This is a genomic window from Streptomyces sp. 2P-4 (assembly GCF_030167965.1).
Lineage (GTDB): Bacteria > Actinomycetota > Actinomycetes > Streptomycetales > Streptomycetaceae > Streptomyces > Streptomyces globosus_A.
Genome location: NZ_CP095011.1, coordinates 1,571,996 through 1,588,504, shown reverse-complemented (window position 1 = coordinate 1,588,504; position 16,509 = coordinate 1,571,996). Strand labels below are relative to the sequence as shown.

The 16,509-nt window shown below is 74.5% G+C and carries 18 protein-coding genes; 5 read left to right on the top strand and 13 right to left on the bottom strand.

Going from position 1 to position 16,509, the window contains the following annotated elements:
* Positions 1-7 precede the first annotated feature (7 nt).
* Positions 8-721 (top strand): hydrogen peroxide-dependent heme synthase, encoded by a 714-nt coding sequence (hemQ, locus tag MUK52_RS06540; RefSeq protein WP_114054760.1) that lies wholly within the window; start codon positions 8-10, stop codon positions 719-721.
* 200 nt (positions 722-921) lie between these two features.
* Here the strand turns inward: hemQ and MUK52_RS06535 are convergent, their stop codons facing one another.
* The 7 genes from MUK52_RS06535 to MUK52_RS06505 form a co-directional block, all read right to left on the bottom strand.
* On the bottom strand, positions 922-1,923 hold the full coding sequence (locus MUK52_RS06535; protein WP_284575014.1) for a TIGR04222 domain-containing membrane protein: 1,002 nt from the start codon (positions 1,921-1,923) through the stop codon (positions 922-924).
* Entirely contained in the window at positions 1,920-3,227 is a 1,308-nt protein-coding gene (locus MUK52_RS06530; RefSeq protein WP_284575013.1) for an MbnB/TglH/ChrH family RiPP precursor modification enzyme, read from the bottom strand. The genes MUK52_RS06535 and MUK52_RS06530 overlap by 4 nt, the downstream gene beginning before the upstream one ends.
* A 478-nt stretch (positions 3,228-3,705) precedes the next feature.
* Positions 3,706-3,909 carry a hypothetical protein gene (locus MUK52_RS06525; protein WP_284575012.1) on the bottom strand — a complete coding sequence of 68 codons (204 nt, stop codon included), beginning with the start codon at positions 3,907-3,909 and terminating at the stop codon, positions 3,706-3,708.
* Between the two features lie 30 nt (positions 3,910-3,939).
* The gene (locus MUK52_RS06520) at positions 3,940-4,488 is read right to left on the bottom strand and encodes a glycine-rich domain-containing protein (RefSeq protein ID WP_284575011.1); all 549 of its coding nucleotides are present in this window, start codon (positions 4,486-4,488) and stop codon (positions 3,940-3,942) included.
* Positions 4,489-4,563: 75 nt separating this feature from the next.
* On the bottom strand, positions 4,564-4,701 hold the full coding sequence (locus tag MUK52_RS06515; protein ID WP_284575010.1) for a hypothetical protein: 138 nt from the start codon (positions 4,699-4,701) through the stop codon (positions 4,564-4,566).
* A 112-nt stretch (positions 4,702-4,813) separates the two neighbouring features.
* Positions 4,814-4,993: a hypothetical protein gene (locus MUK52_RS06510; protein WP_162793149.1), complete on the bottom strand. Its 180-nt coding sequence runs from the start codon at positions 4,991-4,993 to the stop codon at positions 4,814-4,816.
* 23 nt (positions 4,994-5,016) lie between these two features.
* Positions 5,017-5,250 carry a hypothetical protein gene (locus tag MUK52_RS06505; RefSeq protein WP_114054765.1) on the bottom strand — a complete coding sequence of 78 codons (234 nt, stop codon included), beginning with the start codon at positions 5,248-5,250 and terminating at the stop codon, positions 5,017-5,019.
* 119 nt (positions 5,251-5,369) lie between these two features.
* Between MUK52_RS06505 and MUK52_RS06500 the strand changes: the two genes are divergently transcribed.
* A complete protein-coding gene (locus tag MUK52_RS06500) occupies positions 5,370-6,479 on the top strand; it encodes a helix-turn-helix domain-containing protein (protein ID WP_114054766.1) in 1,110 nt (369 codons plus the stop codon).
* Positions 6,480-6,491: 12 nt separating this feature from the next.
* Entirely contained in the window at positions 6,492-7,070 is a 579-nt protein-coding gene (locus MUK52_RS06495; RefSeq protein WP_114054767.1) for an HD domain-containing protein, read from the top strand.
* A 650-nt stretch (positions 7,071-7,720) separates the two neighbouring features.
* Here the strand turns inward: MUK52_RS06495 and MUK52_RS06490 are convergent.
* On the bottom strand, positions 7,721-8,470 hold the full coding sequence (locus MUK52_RS06490) for an aminoacyl-tRNA hydrolase (RefSeq protein ID WP_114054769.1): 750 nt from the start codon (positions 8,468-8,470) through the stop codon (positions 7,721-7,723).
* Between the two features lie 71 nt (positions 8,471-8,541).
* On the opposite strand from MUK52_RS06490, the gene MUK52_RS06485 reads away from it, so the two are divergent.
* Positions 8,542-9,219 (top strand): AIM24 family protein, encoded by a 678-nt coding sequence (locus tag MUK52_RS06485; RefSeq protein ID WP_284575008.1) that lies wholly within the window; start codon positions 8,542-8,544, stop codon positions 9,217-9,219.
* A 45-nt stretch (positions 9,220-9,264) separates the two neighbouring features.
* On the opposite strand, the gene MUK52_RS06480 is transcribed toward MUK52_RS06485, so the two are convergent.
* The 3 genes from MUK52_RS06480 to MUK52_RS06470 all read right to left on the bottom strand — a co-directional run bounded on the left by MUK52_RS06480 (position 9,265) and on the right by MUK52_RS06470 (position 11,827).
* Positions 9,265-10,014 carry a sulfite exporter TauE/SafE family protein gene (locus MUK52_RS06480; protein ID WP_114054770.1) on the bottom strand — a complete coding sequence of 250 codons (750 nt, stop codon included), beginning with the start codon at positions 10,012-10,014 and terminating at the stop codon, positions 9,265-9,267.
* Positions 10,011-10,373, bottom strand: coding sequence for a rhodanese-like domain-containing protein (locus tag MUK52_RS06475; protein WP_114054771.1), 363 nt, complete (start codon positions 10,371-10,373; stop codon positions 10,011-10,013). Before MUK52_RS06475 ends, MUK52_RS06480 begins: the two co-directional genes overlap by 4 nt.
* Before the next feature lie 68 nt (positions 10,374-10,441).
* Positions 10,442-11,827: an MBL fold metallo-hydrolase gene (locus MUK52_RS06470; protein ID WP_284575007.1), complete on the bottom strand. Its 1,386-nt coding sequence runs from the start codon at positions 11,825-11,827 to the stop codon at positions 10,442-10,444.
* 177 nt (positions 11,828-12,004) lie between these two features.
* Between MUK52_RS06470 and MUK52_RS06465 the strand changes: the two genes are divergently transcribed.
* Positions 12,005-12,391: a DUF302 domain-containing protein gene (locus tag MUK52_RS06465; protein ID WP_114058543.1), complete on the top strand. Its 387-nt coding sequence runs from the start codon at positions 12,005-12,007 to the stop codon at positions 12,389-12,391.
* 146 nt (positions 12,392-12,537) lie between these two features.
* Here MUK52_RS06465 and MUK52_RS06460 read toward each other — a convergent pair whose 3' ends face one another.
* On the bottom strand, positions 12,538-13,461 hold the full coding sequence (locus tag MUK52_RS06460; RefSeq protein ID WP_284575006.1) for a polysaccharide deacetylase family protein: 924 nt from the start codon (positions 13,459-13,461) through the stop codon (positions 12,538-12,540).
* 157 nt (positions 13,462-13,618) lie between these two features.
* Entirely contained in the window at positions 13,619-14,968 is a 1,350-nt protein-coding gene (locus tag MUK52_RS06455; protein WP_284575005.1) for an alkaline phosphatase PhoX, read from the bottom strand.
* Positions 14,969-16,509: the final 1,541 nt, after the last annotated feature.

Here is a 16,509-nt window from a genome sequence, read left to right as displayed (position 1 = left end):
TGGACGCATGACTGCACCAGAGAAGATCCCCAACGCGGGGAAGAAGGCGAAGGACCTCAACGAGGTCATCCGCTACACCCTGTGGTCCGTCTTCAAGCTGAAGGACGTGCTCCCGGAAGACCGGACGGGCTACGCGGACGAGGTCCAGGAGCTCTTCGACCAGCTGGCCGCGAAGGACATCACCGTCCGCGGCACCTACGACCTCTCCGGCCTGCGCGCCGACGCCGACATCATGATCTGGTGGCACGCGGAGACGGCCGACGAGCTGCAGACCGCGTACAACCTCTTCCGGCGCACCAGGCTGGGCCGCGCCCTGGAGCCGGTGTGGTCGAACATGGCCCTGCACCGCCCGGCCGAGTTCAACAAGTCGCACATCCCGGCGTTCCTCGCCGACGAGGTCGCCCGCGACTACGTCAGCGTCTACCCCTTCGTGCGCAGCTACGACTGGTACCTGCTGCCCGACGAGGACCGCCGCCGGATGCTCGCCGACCACGGCAAGATGGCCCGCGGCTACCCGGACGTCCGCGCCAACACCGTCGCCTCCTTCTCGCTCGGCGACTACGAGTGGCTGCTGGCCTTCGAGGCCGACGAGCTGCACCGCATCGTCGACCTGATGCGCCACCTGCGCGCCTCCGAGGCCCGTATGCACGTCCGGGAAGAGGTCCCCTTCTTCACCGGGCGCCGCAAGTCCGTCGCCGACCTGGTCGCCGGGCTCGCCTGATACCTCCCCCGGGGGGAAACAGCCGGAGGAATGACCTCCTCCGGCAGCGGGGGAGGCCCTGCCCCCGAAACGACGCAGCCGGAGACCCCGCACCGGAAGTTCAGACTGCCGGCGGAAGCGCCCCGGGCCTGGTGCCCGGGGCGCTTCCGCCCGGTGGTCCAGCGACACCGGCGCGGGCTCCGGATGCGGCGGGGCCGGCCTCACGAGGAGGAGCTGCTTGAGCAGCTCGACGAGGAGGAGCTGCTTGAGCAGCTCGATCCGCCCGAACTCCCGCACCCGGAACCGCCCCAGCCGCCGTCGCCGGAGGACCCGCAGCCCGAGCCGCCGCCCGAGCCTGCGGATCCGGCGCACCACATGACCGGCACCGCCTCCGCGCCGGACGACCCGCAGCCGTCACTCCCGCCGCCTCCACCGCCCGACCGGCCGGCCTGAGCCCGGTGCTGGGCCGCAGCCAGCCGCGCCTGCCGCGCCGCCGGAACCAGCAGCGGCCCGAGGTACGGGTCCCGCAGCGTGCGCAGCCCGAACAGGGCCGTCTGCGCCTGCGGACTGCCGTCGCCCACGTACACGGCGCGCATCGCCCGGAGCGCCCGCCGCCCCCGCGGCGTGACACGCCGCGCCGCCCGCCTCGCGCAGACCGCCCCGACCACGGCGCCGGCCGGCAGCGCGAACAGCACCGACACCCCGGCCGGAACCCCGCCGCCGCCCGACACCGCGAGCGTGAAGAGCACCAGCGGCAGCGACAGCAGGAACAGCACCCCGCACACCGCGGCCTGCACCACACCCCACACCCGCACACCGCGCCCCCGGCCCGGCGCGGTCAGCAGCCCGCGGGCCGCCAGCCCGTCCCCGACCTCCTGCACGGCCGGATCGCGCATGGCGGCGTACCGCACCTGATAAAGCCGGCCGGACGGCGCCTGCCCGCAGGCGTGCAGCACCGCCCGCTCGACGGTGTCGGCAGCGGGGGCGCCGGGCCGCGCCTGCACGATGCCGGGGCCGCCGGCGGTCAGGCGGCCGTCCCCGAGGAGCACGACGAGCGCGGTGTCGACGACCCCGCCGGGCCCGCCCGTGAGGAACGCCGCCTCCGACAGGTCCAGCAGCCGCGGCTGCTCTCCGCCGGTACGGGGCCGGGTGCGCCGCAGCGCCCACACCAGCAGCACGCTGGAGACGGCGACGGGCAGCCAGACGACGGCGGACCCGGTCACGCCGCCCTCCCCGTGAGAGCGCGGGCCCAGCGCACGATCCGCCCCGGCGGCTTCGGCCCGGCGCGGTCCCGCCACCAGACGGTGAGCCGGCGCCGCGCGGCGGGGTCGGCGGGCAGGTCGCGGACCAGCAGGTGCTCGGCGAAGTCGAGCGCGTCCCGCCGGTAGCCGCCGGGCAGCGGCCGGTGGCGCGCATACCCGAGGAACGCCTCCCGGAACGCCTTCCGCCCGCCGAGCAGCTTCGGCAGTTCGGGCGCGACCTTGGCGACGATGTCGGCCCGCTTGGCCGCCAGCGCCCGCGCCTGCACCTGCACCCGCCGCCGGTCGAACCCCTCGGGCACGGGCGTCCCGGCGACGAGCGCGGACAGCAGCGCGGCCTGCTCCAACCCCACCCGGGTCCGCGCGGCGGACAGCCCGCCGGCGGCCGCGCGAGCGCCGCGAACGCCGCCGGGCACGGCGCCGGCCGGCGCGCCCCCGCCGCCCAGGACGGGCGCCGCCGCGGCGGCCTCCAGGGTGGAGCGGATGGCCGCGAACTCGGCGGCCAGCTCCTCCTCCGGAGGGAAGGCGTCGTCTCGCTCCAGCAGGACCCCGGTCGGCCGCATCCGGCCCGCCAGGTCCGCCAGGATGTCGAGCACGGCCGGCGGCACGGGGTGGGCGTGCGTGTCGTGCCACACGCCGTCCCGCTCGACGCCGCCCGCGACGTGCACGTACGCCAGCGCCTCCGGCGGGACCGCCGCGAGCACCGCGGCCGGGTCCTCCCCGCGGTTGACGCGGTTCGTGTGGAGGTTCGCCACGTCGATGAGCAGCCGGACGCCCGTCCGCTCGACCAGCTCCGCCAGGAACTGCGCCTCCGTCAGCTCCTCGCCCGGCCAGCGTACGAGCGCGGCGATGTTCTCCAGCGCCAGCGGCACGGGCAGCGCCTCCTGCGCGATCCGCACGTTCTCGCACAGCACGTCGAGCGCGTCCCGGGTCCGCTGCACGGGCAGCAGGTGCCCGGCCTCCAGGGCCGGGGAAGCGGTCCGTACGAAGGCGATGTGCTCGGTGACCAGTGGCGCCCCCAACACCACCGCCCGCTCCGCCAGCGCGGCCAGCCGGCCCGCGTCGGGCGGCTCCGCACCGCCGAGGCCGAGCGACACCCCGTGCGGGACGACGCGCACACCGCGGTCGAGCAGCCGCTGCAACGGCTCCGGCAGGTGGCCGGGGCAGATGTTCTCGGCGACGACCTCGACCCAGTCCAGGCCGGGCAGCCGCTCGACCGCATCCGCGATCTCCGGCCGCCACCCGATGCCCACTCCCAGCTGCGCCATGGTTCCCGCGCCCTCCCCCCGTTCGTCGGCCCGGCGTACCGGCCCGTGTGCCGGATTGATGGCCCCGCCCACACGGCGCCAACCCAGCGGGGGTGACGTTCAGAGCAACATTTGAGGTTCCGCCCGGCGGGAGGCCGAAGCACCCGATGCGGGACCCTCGGGGGCCGCCCCCGCCCGGGGAGCGGGCCCCCGGGCTGCGGGGGGACGGGTGGTCGGCGACCACCGTCGTGGAGCCGGGGGGGGGTCTCGCTCACGCCCGGGAGAACTCTTGTACTGCGATTTACATGATCCAGGGGATAGCAGCTCGCGTCCCGGGTTCCTGTACTCGTCGACAGCAGGGTGGGGTGCACAGCACACAGGGTGCGTCTGCCGGCGGCCATTGCCGACGGGATCGGCGTCTCCCCCCTTGCCGAGCGGGTACGCGAGTAGCCCCGGCCGGTCGTCCCTCTTCCGGCCGGGGCTGGACCGCGAGGGACAGCTACCCGACGACGAACCCGCGGGCGGGCCGTCGGGCGCGGGCGGTCGCCGCGGCGGCGAGGGTCCCGGCGGTGACGTCCCGGCCCGCGCTGTCGAGGACCCGCCACTCTCCGGCCGGGTCTCCGGCATCCACGGGCGCGAGCGTGCCGGGGATCCCGTACGCCCGCATCGTGGCATGCAGCTCGGCTACGTCTTCCGCGTTCATGCCCTCACCTCTCGTTCGCGTGCGGCGACTCTATTCGTCCCCGCCGTGGGTGGCGCACTGGCCGGGGCGGATCGGCCCGCACCCGCCCGGGACCGGGGTGTGCGAGCAGGACACCGCCACCGACACGAGGGACCGCTCCGGCCCCGGCCACAGCTCGGCGTCCGGGGAGTACCCGGCCTGCTCGATCAGCGCCACGGTGCGGGTCAGGACGTCGGGGTCGTGGCGGGACTCGTCCGGCCGCTCGGGGTAGTGGTGGACGGTCCGGCCGAGCCGGCTGCACAGCGTCGCGTACAGGTGGGTGTGGAGAATGAGGGCGTGCCAGCCCTCGTCGACCTCGCGGGTCGGGGCGATCCGCACCGTGGGGAACAGGCTCGCGGCGACGACGAACTTGAGCGCCTCGACGACGATGCGGGTGGCCATGTCCGGGGCCATGCCCGGGTTGTTGTCGAGCACGGTGGCGCGGACGTCGTTGAACTGGGCGTCGGTCAGCAGGCGCCTCGGGCTGGGGGCGGCGCCGCCCGCCGGCTTCACGGTGCAGGGCGGCGGAGGGGCGCCGGGAGGGGTGTTGTTGCACGTCATGGGATCGCCTTGGTGTGAGGTCCGATGGTGCAAGGGCCGGGTCCTGCCCTGCGAGGGCGGGGCGGACCGGGAGTCTCAGGGGCGCGCGATGCAGACGGCGAGGGTGCCGAGGGTGCTGAGGACGATCAGGACGTACAGGGCTTGCCGTGCCCGCTCGGTCACCGCGCCCGCCGAGGCCGGGGTTTCAGCGGGCGGAGCGGGTCGCGGTCGCATTCCGGGTGCACCCACATGTCCGGCCGGGCGCCCGATGCCGAGTCTCGGATGACGCGGATCGCGTCGCCGAACACCGGCCGCTGGCAGACGGCGCAGATCCGCCCCGCCGCGGTCATCGCCCGGCCGCCGGGGGCGGGCAGGACCAGACGTCGACGTCGAGGAGCATCGGGCCGTCGTAGCCGAGGATCGGGCCCCGGTAAATGCGGCCCAGGCCGAGCAGCTTGCCGCAGGCGACGCAGGCCTTGCCGCGGGCCTGCTCGATCGTCAGGTCGGAGAACGCCGGCAGCGGCATGTCGGCGCATACGGTGCCCTGCGTCAGCACGAGACCAGCCGCATCTGTGTGACGGGGATGACGAACTCGCGGGCGTCCGCGCCACGGATGTACGCGGCGTCGTAGCGCAGGCCGTACTGGTTCTCTTCGACACAGACGTCCATGAGGGTGCCGCACCTGCCGTCGAGGAGGTCCTGCACGTCCCGGCCGAGCCAGGCATGCGGCACGGACGTGCCGACACGCTCGGGGCTGGGTGTCAGGGTGTAGCGGGCTGCCATGGCGGTGCTCCCTACCGTCGTCAGCGGGTGGTGAGAGCAGCGTAGGATTCGGCCTGCGTCGGCCGAAGTGACCCTCAGTACGGGTACTTTGGACGCAGTGCGCAGGCTGGAGGGGCAGCATGGACAGCAATGCCACCGGCACCCTGACCCGCGGTCAGGGATCCCAACATCGTCCCCGCGGCGGCATAGTGTCCGGCTACGTTTTTCGCGTGATCCGAGAGCAGCTGGACCACACCCAGGAGTCCCTGGCCGAGGTCTTCCATGTCTCGCCGGATACCGTGGCTGGATGGGAGTCAGGTCGGCGGCCTCTCACGTCACTGGCTGTCGGCCAGATGCTGGTACACCGCCACCGGCTCATGCGCATGGGCGTGAGCCCTGGACTGCTCCTTGCGCTTGAGAAGGCGTTGGAAGCGGATGTCCTACTGGCGAGTGCGCTCACTGACGACGGGCCCACAGGTGACAGCCCCCTTGGAGCGTGGGTGATGCAGCGTGACCTCGTCGAGGTGCTGGCTTGGCCTTTGACCGGGGTAACTCCAGAGCCGATGCGCGCCCTCCAGGCCCCGTCAAAGCCAAGGCGAGGCCCCGCGCCCAGGGGGCCAGAACTATCAGTGGGCGACCGCCGCCGATTCTTCCGGTGCATGCGCCGGACCGCCGAGGAGGCGGGGCCGGGCCAGTTTCTCCGACGCCGTCAGGCCCTCTACCTCGCCGGGTACGACGATGCCCCGGATACCTCGGAATGGCTCGCACAGCAGCAGCGTGCAGAGCGGCCAGGGGACTGGCTCACCCAGTGGCTCGCTGCCCGGTCCGTTGCCGCAGTTGCTGCCCGCCAGGGCGATCGGGACCGCATGCAGCACTTCATCTCCACCACGCTGGACGATGACGCGGGCGAAGCAGCAAACCTGAACTACTGGGCGTACTGGATCGGCGAAAGCACACACATCCAAATCTCGGACGACTTCATCGCCACGCACAGCGCGCCTTGGCATGGCCACAAGCTGCTCCAGCACCTCGTGAACGGCCTCGTGCCGCATCAGGGCTTCTTCGACCTCAACCTCCACACTCTCTGGGCCCTGCTTGCCGCGCGCCCCACTCTTCTGCGTGCGACCTCTGCCACAGGGCGCGCCCTCCGCGACCGGCTCCCTGTGCTGTTGGATGGCACTGAGCCCTGGACGCGCGCGCGTCGAGAGCTGGAAGGCATCCGGTACGCGATCCGCCTCGCCGAGGCGTGAAGGAGAGATACAGTGGCTGACGACCTGTCCGCGGTGGCCCGCTTCCTCTACGAAGCCGGCACGCTCAAGCACACACGCCGCACGGGCTGGTGGATGGCTGGGATCAATGATCCGGAGAGCGTTGCTGAACACTCCTGGCGTACCTCGCTCATCGCGTCGATCATCGCAAAGCTGGAAGGCGCTGACCCTGCGCGCGCCGCGTTCCTCGCCGTCTGGCACGACACCCAGGAGACCCGCACGGGGGACGTGAACCACCTCGGGAAGAAGTACGCGTCCAGTGCTGACCCTGAGGCTGTAACGGCCGACCAGACGGCCGGCATGCCCGAAGTGCTGGCGTCTACGATTCAGGATCTGGTCGCTGAGTACGAGGCGAAGGGCTCTCCCGAAGCGATCTGCGCACGTGACGCCGACAAGTTGGAGTGCATGCTCCAAGGCATCGAGTACAAGGCCCAGGGGTACCAGGCCGCACAGCGGTGGATCGACAACAGCCGAGCCCGGCTCACGACCGAGACGGGGCAGAGGCTGGCAGACGAGCTCCTTGGGCAGGGCACCCTCGACTGGCTGCGGGCAGCCATCGGCGAGACGAACTGAGCCCAGACGCACGAAAACGCGCCCTCCCGGCCCGAAGGCCGAGAGGGGGCGCTGTGCAGTGGGGCATCAGTTCCTGGATCGCGGCGACGATCCGGCGGGCGAGGCACACGTGTCCGGCGTCGGTCGGGTGGACGCCGTCGCCGCCGATGTAGGCGGTGATGGCGGAGGTGATGAACGGCCCGTGCGTGGCGATCAAGAAGCCGGCGGCGTCGTAGCAGCCGCCCGTCAGCGGGCTGACGAACGGAATCCCATCAGCAGCAGCGGCCGCTGTCACGTATTCCGAGGCGGGGCTGAAGCCGCCGCCCGGGGAGGAGGAGGCGGACACCGTCCGCGAACTCGTCGATCCGGGGAAGGCCGACATGGACCCGTCCCGGCGCGGCATCCTCGCGGCCGGCGTCTTCTCGGCCGCCCTGGCGATCCCCGCGTTTCCCGATCTCGCGGGCGCCGACACTCCCGACCCGGTACGGCCCGGCAAGGGCACGGTCCGGATCGGGCGGGCGCAGGCCGCCTCCGTCCGGGCCATGACGGACCGCATCGCCGACTTCCTCGCGGGCGCGCTCGGTCGGCGCCCGGAAGGCGTAGGGGCTGCGCCGGGCCGGAGCGGGGCCCCTGTCGCGCCGCCGGAGCCGGGCAGCCCGCCCTCCGCCCCGTCAGAGGCGGGAGCGGAGGGACGGGTGGTCGGCGACCACCGTCGCGGAGCCGGGGGCGATCTCGGTGAAGCCCGCGTCGCGGACCACCGGGAGGCCGCCGGTCGTGAGGGCCGGCCACTGGTCGGGGGCGGCGGTGCGGACCTCCAGGCGGAAGCCGGAGTCCTGCCAGGCGGCGCGCTCCGCGGCGGTCAGGTCCCACCAGGCGAGCTGCGCCGCGTGCCCGGCCTGGGCCATGGTCTTGCCGGCGGACATCTCCAGGTCCGGGTTGAGCCACAGCACCGGCACGCCCGCGGTGGCGGCCGGCACCGGGGCGGGGTCGTCGAGGTCGGTGCCCGACACCTGGAGTTTGGCGAGCTCCTTGGGCCAGCCGTCCAGCGGGACCGGCGGGAAGACCCTTACCTGCGCGGTGCCGCCGTCGACCGTGATGCCGGGCAGTGCGCACGCCTTGCGCCACTCCGCGCCGCGGGCCCGGCGGACCACCTTGCGGATCCGTGCGTCCTGCCAGTCGCGGACGGCCTCGGCCCATTCGCCGCCGTCGCGCGCCCGCTCGTCCGCCAGCAGGACCAGTACGGCGCGCGCGGCCGTCTCCAAGGCGTCCGTACGGGCGGGCGGTTCGGCCTTCTCGATCCGCACGACCAGCGGCAGGACGAACTGCGGCGCCTCGTCGCGGGGCAGGCGCCCCTGCCGGAAGGGGCTGTCGGCGCCGACCGCGGGTACGTCTGCAGGAGGATGCGTGTGCTGGCTGCTCATCCCGCCAAGGATGCCAGGCTCCGCCGTAAGGAGGACGCCGCGGGGGTGGGGCACCGGCGACGATCGTGTACATGAAGAGCGAACTGTTCTCCTCCGATGCCCTTGTCCGCCCTGCCGCCGCCCCCGGAATGGCCCTCCAGAACGCCAAGTCGGTGCGGTACGCCGTCGACGGCGAGATGCTCGCCCGGCAGGGCTCGATGGTCGCCTTCCGCGGCGACCTGCGGTTCGAGCGGAAGGGGCAGGGCATCGGCGGGATGCTCAAGCGTGCCGTCACCGGCGAGGGGCTGCCGCTGATGTCCGTCCGCGGCCGGGGCGAGGCCTGGTTCGCGCACCGGGCCGGCAACTGCTTCATCGTCGAGTTCGAGCCGGGCGACGCCCTGACCGTCAACGGCCGCAACGTGCTGTGCTTCGACTCCACGCTCGCGTACGAGATAAGGATGGTGAAGGGCGCCGGGATGACCGGGGGCGGCCTGTTCAACAGCCTCTTCACCGGGACGGGGAAGCTCGCCGTCGTGTGCGACGGCGCCCCGATCGTCATCCCCGTCACCGCCGCCTCCCCGGTGTACGTGGACACGGACGCGGTGGTCGGCTGGAGCGCGCAGCTGGAGACGGGCCTGCACCGCTCCCAGTCGGTCGGCTCGATGCTGCGCGGCGGCTCCGGCGAGGCCGTGCAGCTGGAGCTGCGGGGGGAGGGCTTCGTCATCGTCCGGCCCAGCGAGGTCACCGAGGCGGCCGGTTCTGCGACCTGAGGCTCACCCGTGGGCAGGTGAGGGCCTTCGGCGATGCGGGGGGTGTCAGGTGAGGGCGTCGGCGAGCATGAAGGCGGCCACGGCCAGCAGGACGGCGGCGAAGGCGCGTTGCAGCAGGGTGCCGGTGACCTTGGAGGCCAGGCGTTTGCCGTCCCAGGCGCCGAGGATCGCGGCGCCGGCGAAGGGGCCGACGAGCGCCCAGTCGATGCCTGCGGTGGTGGCGCCCCGGGTGGCCAGGGAGGCGACGGAGTTCGCGGAGATGACCAGCAGGCTGGTGCCGACCGCTGCCTGCATTTCGAGGGCGAGGACGCCGACCAGGGCGGGGACGGCGAGGAAGCCGCCGCCGACGCCGAGCAGCCCGGTCAGTGCCCCCAGGCCGGCCCCGGTCCCGGCCGCCTTCGCCGGCCGTACCGCGGTGGTGCCGTCGCCGCCGCTGCGGCCGGGCCGCAGCATCCGTACGGCGGCGAGGGCCGCGACGGCGGCGAACGCGGCGGTCAGCAGCGCTTGCGGCAGGCGGGATGCGGCGGCCCCGGCCGCGGCGGCGGGCAGGAGTCCGGCCGCGGCGAACAGGGCACCGGCTTTCCAGCGGACGTTGCCGGTGCGGGCGTGGGCGTACAGGGCGGTGAGCGAGGTGGCGGTGACGATGATCAGGGCGGCCGTGGTGGCGGCGGCCGGGGTGAAGCCGAGCAGGTAGATCAGCGCGGGGACGGCGAGGACGCTGCCGCCTCCGCCGAGCGCGCCGAGCGCGAGCCCGACCACTGCCCCGGCGGCCAGGGCCAGGAGCAGCGCGCTCACGCTATGACACCGCCGCCGCCCTGGCCGCCGGTGACCGGCAGCCCCTCACGGGCCCAGGCGGTCATGCCGCCGGTGACGTCCGTGGCCTCGATGCCGCGGTCGGCCAGGAGCCTGGCGGCCTGCCGGGAGCGGTGGCCGGAGCGGCAGATCGCCACGACCGGCCTGCCCTGGGCGGAGGCCGGGAGCGGTGCCCCGGCCGTCAGGCGGGACAGCGGCAGGTGCAGCGCGTCGGGTGCGTGCCCGGCTTCCCACTCCGGTGCTTCGCGGACGTCCAGCAGCACGGCCCGGCCGTCACCGGTGCGCTGGTGGGCCTGACTGGGGGTGAGGCGGCCGGGGCCGCGGCGGAGGAGCGAGAACATCGTCTGATCACTTTCGTGCGGGCGGTGCGGGGTGGGCGGTGCGGGGCGGGCAGGGCGGGCAGGGCGGGTCAGCCGGTGCGGCCGGTGTGGCCGGGGCGGGTGAGGGGAAGGCCGGCCTGGTCGGCGGCGGTGAAGTCGTCGTCGACGGCGACCACGTCCCGGCCTGCGGCATCCAGCAGGGACGCGGCGATCGCCGCGCGCATCCCGGCGGCGCAGTGCACCCACACCGTCCCCTCCGGCACGGCGCCGATGCGGCCGTGCAGCTCGTGGATCGGGATGTGGACCGAGCCGTCGATGAAGCCGCCCGCGCGCTCGGAGTTCCGCCGCACGTCCAGGACGACCACGTCGTCGCCGCGCTCGCGCACCCGGGCGAGGTCGGCGAAGCGGGCGCGGGGGAAGGAGGCGAGCCGCTCGCCGGCGCGGACCCAGCCGGCCGGGTCGCCGGTGGCGGCGGCGGCCGGGCGGTCGATGCCCACGCGGGCCAGCTCGCGCTGCGCGTCGGCGACCTGCCGAGGAGTGTCGGCGAGCAGGGTGACGGGCTTGCCCCACGGGATCAGCCAGGCCAGGTACGTGGCGAGCTTGCCGTCGCCCTCGAAGTTGAACGACCCGGCCACGTGCCCCTCGGCGAACGCCATGCGGCTGCGCAGGTCCACCACCCACTCGCCCGCGGCCAGCCGGGCAGCGATCTCCCCGCCGTCCGCGCGCCGGGGCGGGGTCAGGTCGAGCGGCGCGGGACCGGCGGCGTTGGCCGGGCCCATGTGCGCGTAGTACGCGGGCACGTCGTCCAGCCCGGCGAGCATCTGCGCGACGAAGGTGTCCACGTCCAGGGTCAGGGCGTCGTTGGTCTCGCGCTCCTTGCCGATCGTGGTCGCGTCCCCCTCGGCCTGCGAGGAAGAGCAGAAGCTGCCGAACCCGTGTGTGGGCAGCACCGGCACCTCGTCGTCCAGCTCGTCGGCCAGCCGGTGTGCGGAGGCGTGCTGGGCGCGGGCCAGCTGCTCGGTCAGCCGCGGCTCGACGAGGTCCGGGCGGCCCACGCTGCCGATCAGCAGCGAGCCGCCGGTGAACGCGGCCACCCCGCGTCCGTCCTCGGCGAGGGCGTAGGCGGTGTGGTGCGGGGTGTGGCCGGGAGTGGCGATCGCCCGCAGGGTGAGGCCCTCGTCGACCGCCACGGTGTCGCCGTCGGCGACCGGGGTGCGGGCGAAGGCCACCCGCGCCCCGGCCGGCACCAGGTACCGGGCGCCGGTGACGCGGGCCAGCTCCAGGCCGCCGGTGATGTAGTCGTTGTGCACGTGGGTCTCGGCGACGTAGGCGATGCGCACCCCGCGCCGGGCCGCTGCGGCGATGACCTGGTCGATGTCGCGCGGCGGGTCGATGGCCACTGCCGCATCGGGCCCGCCGGCCAGGTAGCTGCGGTTGCCCAGGCCCTCGAATTCCAGGGTGTCGACGAAGAACACGGCTACGACTCCTCTTGACGGTGTACCCCGGGGGGTATCGGATACCTACCCTAGCATTCATACCCGGGGGGGTATTCCGTACGGACGGAAGCGCCCCGCACCGGCATTGCCCCGCCTCATGCGGGTACCCGCCGGGGTAAAGAGGAATCACTCATTCCGAACCAGTGGGGAGTGTCCGTGTCCTACGACCGCACCGTCCGCCTCGACGCCGGCTTCGACACCGCCGTCACCGCCGTCCGCAAGGCCCTGGCCGACCAGGGCTTCGGTGTCCTCACCGAAATCGACGTCAAGGCCACCCTCAAGGCCAAGCTCGGCCACGACATGGAGGACTACCTGATCCTCGGCGCCTGCAACCCGCCGCTGGCCCACCGGGCCCTCGAAGCAGACCGCAGCATCGGCCTGCTCCTGCCCTGCAACGTCGTCGTCCGCGCCGACGGCGACACCACCCTCGTCCAGGCCCTGGACCCGAACACCATGGTCACCCTGAGCGGACTGCCCGCCCTCGAACCCGTCGCCGACGAGGCCGCCGCCCGCCTCGACGCCGCTCTGGCCGCCCTCACCTGACCGGCCCGGCCGGGTCCCGGGCCCCTGGCGCGCACCGCTGCCGGGGCCGCGGGGACCCTCCGGCGGCCCCCGGGGGTGACGGGCCGGACGCCGAGGGCCTCGCGACCGGCTCCCTGACCCGTGGACGCGTGTCGGGGGCGGCCCCGTCAGGTTCCGACGAGCTCGGAGACCTTCACGAAGCGGTAGCCGCGCTTGCGGAGCTCCGGCACGATCTTGCGGACGGCCTCCTCGGTGACCGGGGCGGCGCTGCGCGTGCAGTGCATGACCACCACCGAGCCGGGCCTGACCCCGGCAAGGACCTGCGCGGCCACCGCATCCGGGTCCTTGGCGAAGGCGTCGCCGCTGACGACGTCCCACTGCACGGCCGTCACCCCGGATCCCGCCAGGGCGCGCAGCGCCCGCTCGTCGTGGCAGCCGCCGGGGAAGCGGAAGTAGGGGACGGTGTTGACCGCGCCGGCCTTGCGGAACGCGGCGAAGGCCCGGTCGACGTCGGCGCGGGCGGCCGCGCTGTCGAGCGCGGGGAGCCCGTAGCAGGGGGACGTGAAGGCGTGGTGGCTGTAGGAGTGGTTGGCGACCTCGAAGACGGGGTCGGTGCCGATGGCCTTGGCCTGGTCGGGGTACTCCTCGGCCCAGCGGCCGGTCATGAAGACGGTCGAGGGCACGTTGAGCGTTTTCAGGGTGCTGATGAGTCCGGGGTTGTCGAAGCGCTCCCCGGCCGCGGCGCGCGGCCCCTGGTCGGCCGTCATGTCGGCGTCGAAGGTCAGGGCGACGGTCTTCTCGGTCTGCTGCCGGGCCCGCTCGAAGACGGGGGTCAGCCCGTTCGGGCCCGGTGCCAGGGTGGGGGCCTTGCCGGGGCCGTGGCCGACGGCGGGGGAGCCCGGCGGGGCCGCCGCCGGGGAGGAGGCGGGGGAGGCGGGTGAGGAGGCCGCGGGCGGGGCGGCGGGCGTGCCCAGACGGGCCTGGCCGGCGGTACCGGACGCGGCGCCGCCGCCTCCGCAGCCGGAAAGGGCGGCGCACAGGGCGGCGCCGAGGGCGGCCGCGGCCGCCGCATTGCGCACAGAAAGGGTCACGCCCGCAAAATATATGACGATCTGATGGTCGGATGGTCACACCACGGGGGCCGGCAGGGTGATTCGCCCCGCCGGCCCGCGGCCGCGGGGGCTCCGCGGCGCCCGGGACGGGACGGGCACCGGGGTGCGGGGACGGGGAGGCCGGGGGCGGGGAGGCTCAGTGCCAGGGGCCGGTCACCGCGAAAGTCGTCCCCGGGGTGTAGGCGTTGACGAACATGGCGCGCCCGTCGGGCGAGAAGGTGACGCCGGCGAACTCGCCCCACTCCGGCGCGCCCGGCCCGCCGATGTCGTCGGCGTTCCGGGCCACCGGGTACACCTCGCCGCCGCGGGTGACCCCGAAGACGTACTGGGCGCCGCCGCCGTCCTCGCACACCATCAGCCCGCCACCCGGGGCCAGGCAGATGTTGTCGGGGGAGTCACCGGGCAGGACGGCCCCCGCCGCCGGCCCGAACAGGACCTCCAGGCGGATCACGGCGCGCCGCGGGTCGTGGAACCACACCTGGCCGTGGTGGTCGGCGGCCGACCCCTCGGCGCTGCGGGCGAAGCTGGAGACGAAGTGGACCCCGCCGCCGCCCCAGTAGCAGCCCTCCAGCTTCTGCGCGTGCGTGATGCCGCCCGGCCCGAAGTCCTGGAACCGGATCGGGGTGCCGGCCGCCGCCGGGTCCGGTACGGGTACCCACTCGGCCGGGAGTTCGGTGCCGGGCTCGTCCACCGCGGACAGGTCCGGCACCCCGCGCACGCGCAGCGCCTGGAGGGTTCCGCCGGCCCGCAGGGAGCCGGGTCCGCCGAGCGGGCGGGCGGGCAGGAAGCGGTAGAAGAGGCCGAACGGCTCGACGAAGGCGTCCTCGGTCTCGTACACGATGCCGGTGGCCGGGTCGACGGCGACCGCCTCGTGCGCGAACCGGCCCATCGCCGTCAGCGGGACGGCGCCCGAGCGGAGCGGGTCGGTGGGGTCGACCTCGAAGACCCAGCCGTGGTCCTCGGCGTAGCCGGAGGTGCCCGCGCGGTCCTCGGTCTCCTCGCAGCTCAGCCACGTGTCCCACGGGGTGGGGCCGCCCGCGCAGTTCACGGCGGTCCCGGCGAGGGCGACGCGCTCGGCGGTGACCCGGCCGTCCGGCGCCAGGTCGAGGACCGTGCAGCCGCCGCGCGCGGCCGGGTCGTACACGAGACCGGGCACGGGGGGAACGCGCAGGGCGGCGGCGGGCCCGTTCTCGTGGTTGCGGACCAGGCGCACGGCGCCGGAGGACCCGGCGAAGGCGGCCATGCCGTCGCAGTTGCCCGGTACGGGCCCCTCCCCGGAGCGCAGCGGCTCGCCGGCGCGGGACAGGACCCGGTAGGCGAAGCCGGCGGGCAGGTCGAGCAGCCCGTACGGGTCGGGCAGCAGCGGCCCGTACCCGCCGCCCCGCCGGGCGGCGGCGACCCGCGGGCCGGCGGCGAACAGTGCACCGAGCGCTCCGGTGAAGCTGACACCCGCGGCGGCGAGCAGACTGCGACGGCTGACGGACATGGGGCGGCTCCCCGGTGCAGGCGGCGGGAGTTGACGCGCCCGTGGTACCACGCCGCCCCACCCCGCCGGGTCCTGCCGGGCCCGGCCCGGCCGCCGCGGTCACCCCGGCGGCGGTGCGGGGTGGGGGCGGGGCGGGGCAGGGGTGGGGGCGGGCGGGAGCCGGCGGGTCGGCAACGGTTGGAGGCGGCGGGAGGGGGGCGGGGAGCCGACCAGTCGGCACCGGAAGCGCGAGGCGGGGGGCGGGGTGGGCGGGAGTCGATGGGTCGGGGTCGGTAGTGGTACTGGGGGTGTCCCGGGCAGTTGATGGTGTCCGGGGCGGGCCGGTCCCTCAAGGGCGCGCCCGTTGGGCGCGTCGCTGCGCGATGGCCCTGGCGGGCCACCCTTGACCGACCGACCCGCCCCGGAGGCATTTTTTTCTGCCGGGACGCCCCCAGGGGAACGGCCTGGGGGTACGTGGACCATTCAGGGCCATCAGAGCCCTTTCCCTCCCGCCCCGCAGGCCCCTTTCGCCCCACCGGCATCAGCCGACCCGCCGACGGAAGCCGGGTTGGGCTGTGACGTCGGGAAACGATGTCCAGAGCATCATCCGCAGACAGGAGCGCGTCGGATCGCTACGTGGGCGTCCTCGGCTCAGCGTCCGGCGGCGGTCAGGGGCTGGGGCGCGCGGCAGATCGCTACGTGGGCACCCTCAGCTCCGCGGCCATCGGCCGTCGTCATGGGCAGCGAAGCGCCCCGGCCCGCTTCGCCCTCCTCACCCCTGCGCGACACCGGGCCGTCGCGGGGCGCGAAGCGCCCCAGCCCACTCCCTGCTCCTCCCATATCGGCCTCCGGCCGCAGGACGAACGCATCCGCCCCGCCCACCGCCATGATCCGGCGATCCAGAGGTCCGGCGGTCAGCCGCCGAGCCGACGGCGTCCCCGTAACGATCCGCCGCGCCACCCCCGCCCCTGACGGCCGCCGGGCGCTGAGCCGAGGGCGCGTACGTAGCGATCCGGTGCGCTCCTGTCCGCGGATGATGCTCTGGACGTCGTTTCGTGCGGTCAGAGCCAACCGGGCTCCCGCTGGCGGGTCTGCTGATGCCGGTGGGACGGATGCGGCGGCCGGGGCGGGAGGGCAGCGGCTCTGATCCGCCCGGTAGGTGACGGTCCCTCCAGGCCGTTCCCCTGGGGGCTTCCCGGCAGCTTGTTGGCGTTCCGGGGCGGGCCGTCCTGTCCAGGGTGGCCCGCAAGGGCCATCGCGCAGCGACGCGACCAACGGGAGCGCCCTTTACAGGACGGCCCGCACCGGAAGGACAATCGGCTGCCGGGACACCCCCGGCACCACCCGACCCCGAGCCACATGGCTCCCGACCATCCGGCTCCCGCCGACGCCTTCCAGACCCCGCCCGACCGGCCCCCGCCCGCACCACCCCCGCCGTCGGTGCGCCGCGCCCCCGGTGGTCGGGGTGGGTGCACCGTTCCCGGGCTGTCCGGTGGCGGAGGCGGTGTGCCCGCGGCGGGCTGCCCGGCAGTCCGGAGGCGGCGGACGTCCGTCCGGGCCTC

Coding starts and splice junctions, on each gene's coding strand:
- MUK52_RS06490 (WP_114054769.1), bottom strand. CDS start 8,470: ATGAGCAGCCAGCACACGCATCCTCCTGCAGACGTACCCGCGGTCGGC.
- MUK52_RS06510 (WP_162793149.1), bottom strand. CDS start 4,993: ATGCCGCTGCCGGCGTTCTCCGACCTGACGATCGAGCAGGCCCGCGGC.
- MUK52_RS06520 (WP_284575011.1), bottom strand. CDS start 4,488: ATGACGTGCAACAACACCCCTCCCGGCGCCCCTCCGCCGCCCTGCACC.
- MUK52_RS06455 (WP_284575005.1), bottom strand. CDS start 14,968: ATGTCCGTCAGCCGTCGCAGTCTGCTCGCCGCCGCGGGTGTCAGCTTC.
- hemQ (WP_114054760.1), top strand. CDS start 8: ATGACTGCACCAGAGAAGATCCCCAACGCGGGGAAGAAGGCGAAGGAC.
- MUK52_RS06500 (WP_114054766.1), top strand. CDS start 5,370: ATGGACAGCAATGCCACCGGCACCCTGACCCGCGGTCAGGGATCCCAA.
- MUK52_RS06515 (WP_284575010.1), bottom strand. CDS start 4,701: ATGCGACCGCGACCCGCTCCGCCCGCTGAAACCCCGGCCTCGGCGGGC.
- MUK52_RS06475 (WP_114054771.1), bottom strand. CDS start 10,373: ATGTTCTCGCTCCTCCGCCGCGGCCCCGGCCGCCTCACCCCCAGTCAG.
- MUK52_RS06525 (WP_284575012.1), bottom strand. CDS start 3,909: ATGAACGCGGAAGACGTAGCCGAGCTGCATGCCACGATGCGGGCGTAC.
- MUK52_RS06505 (WP_114054765.1), bottom strand. CDS start 5,250: ATGGCAGCCCGCTACACCCTGACACCCAGCCCCGAGCGTGTCGGCACG.
- MUK52_RS06485 (WP_284575008.1), top strand. CDS start 8,542: ATGAAGAGCGAACTGTTCTCCTCCGATGCCCTTGTCCGCCCTGCCGCC.
- MUK52_RS06530 (WP_284575013.1), bottom strand. CDS start 3,227: ATGGCGCAGCTGGGAGTGGGCATCGGGTGGCGGCCGGAGATCGCGGAT.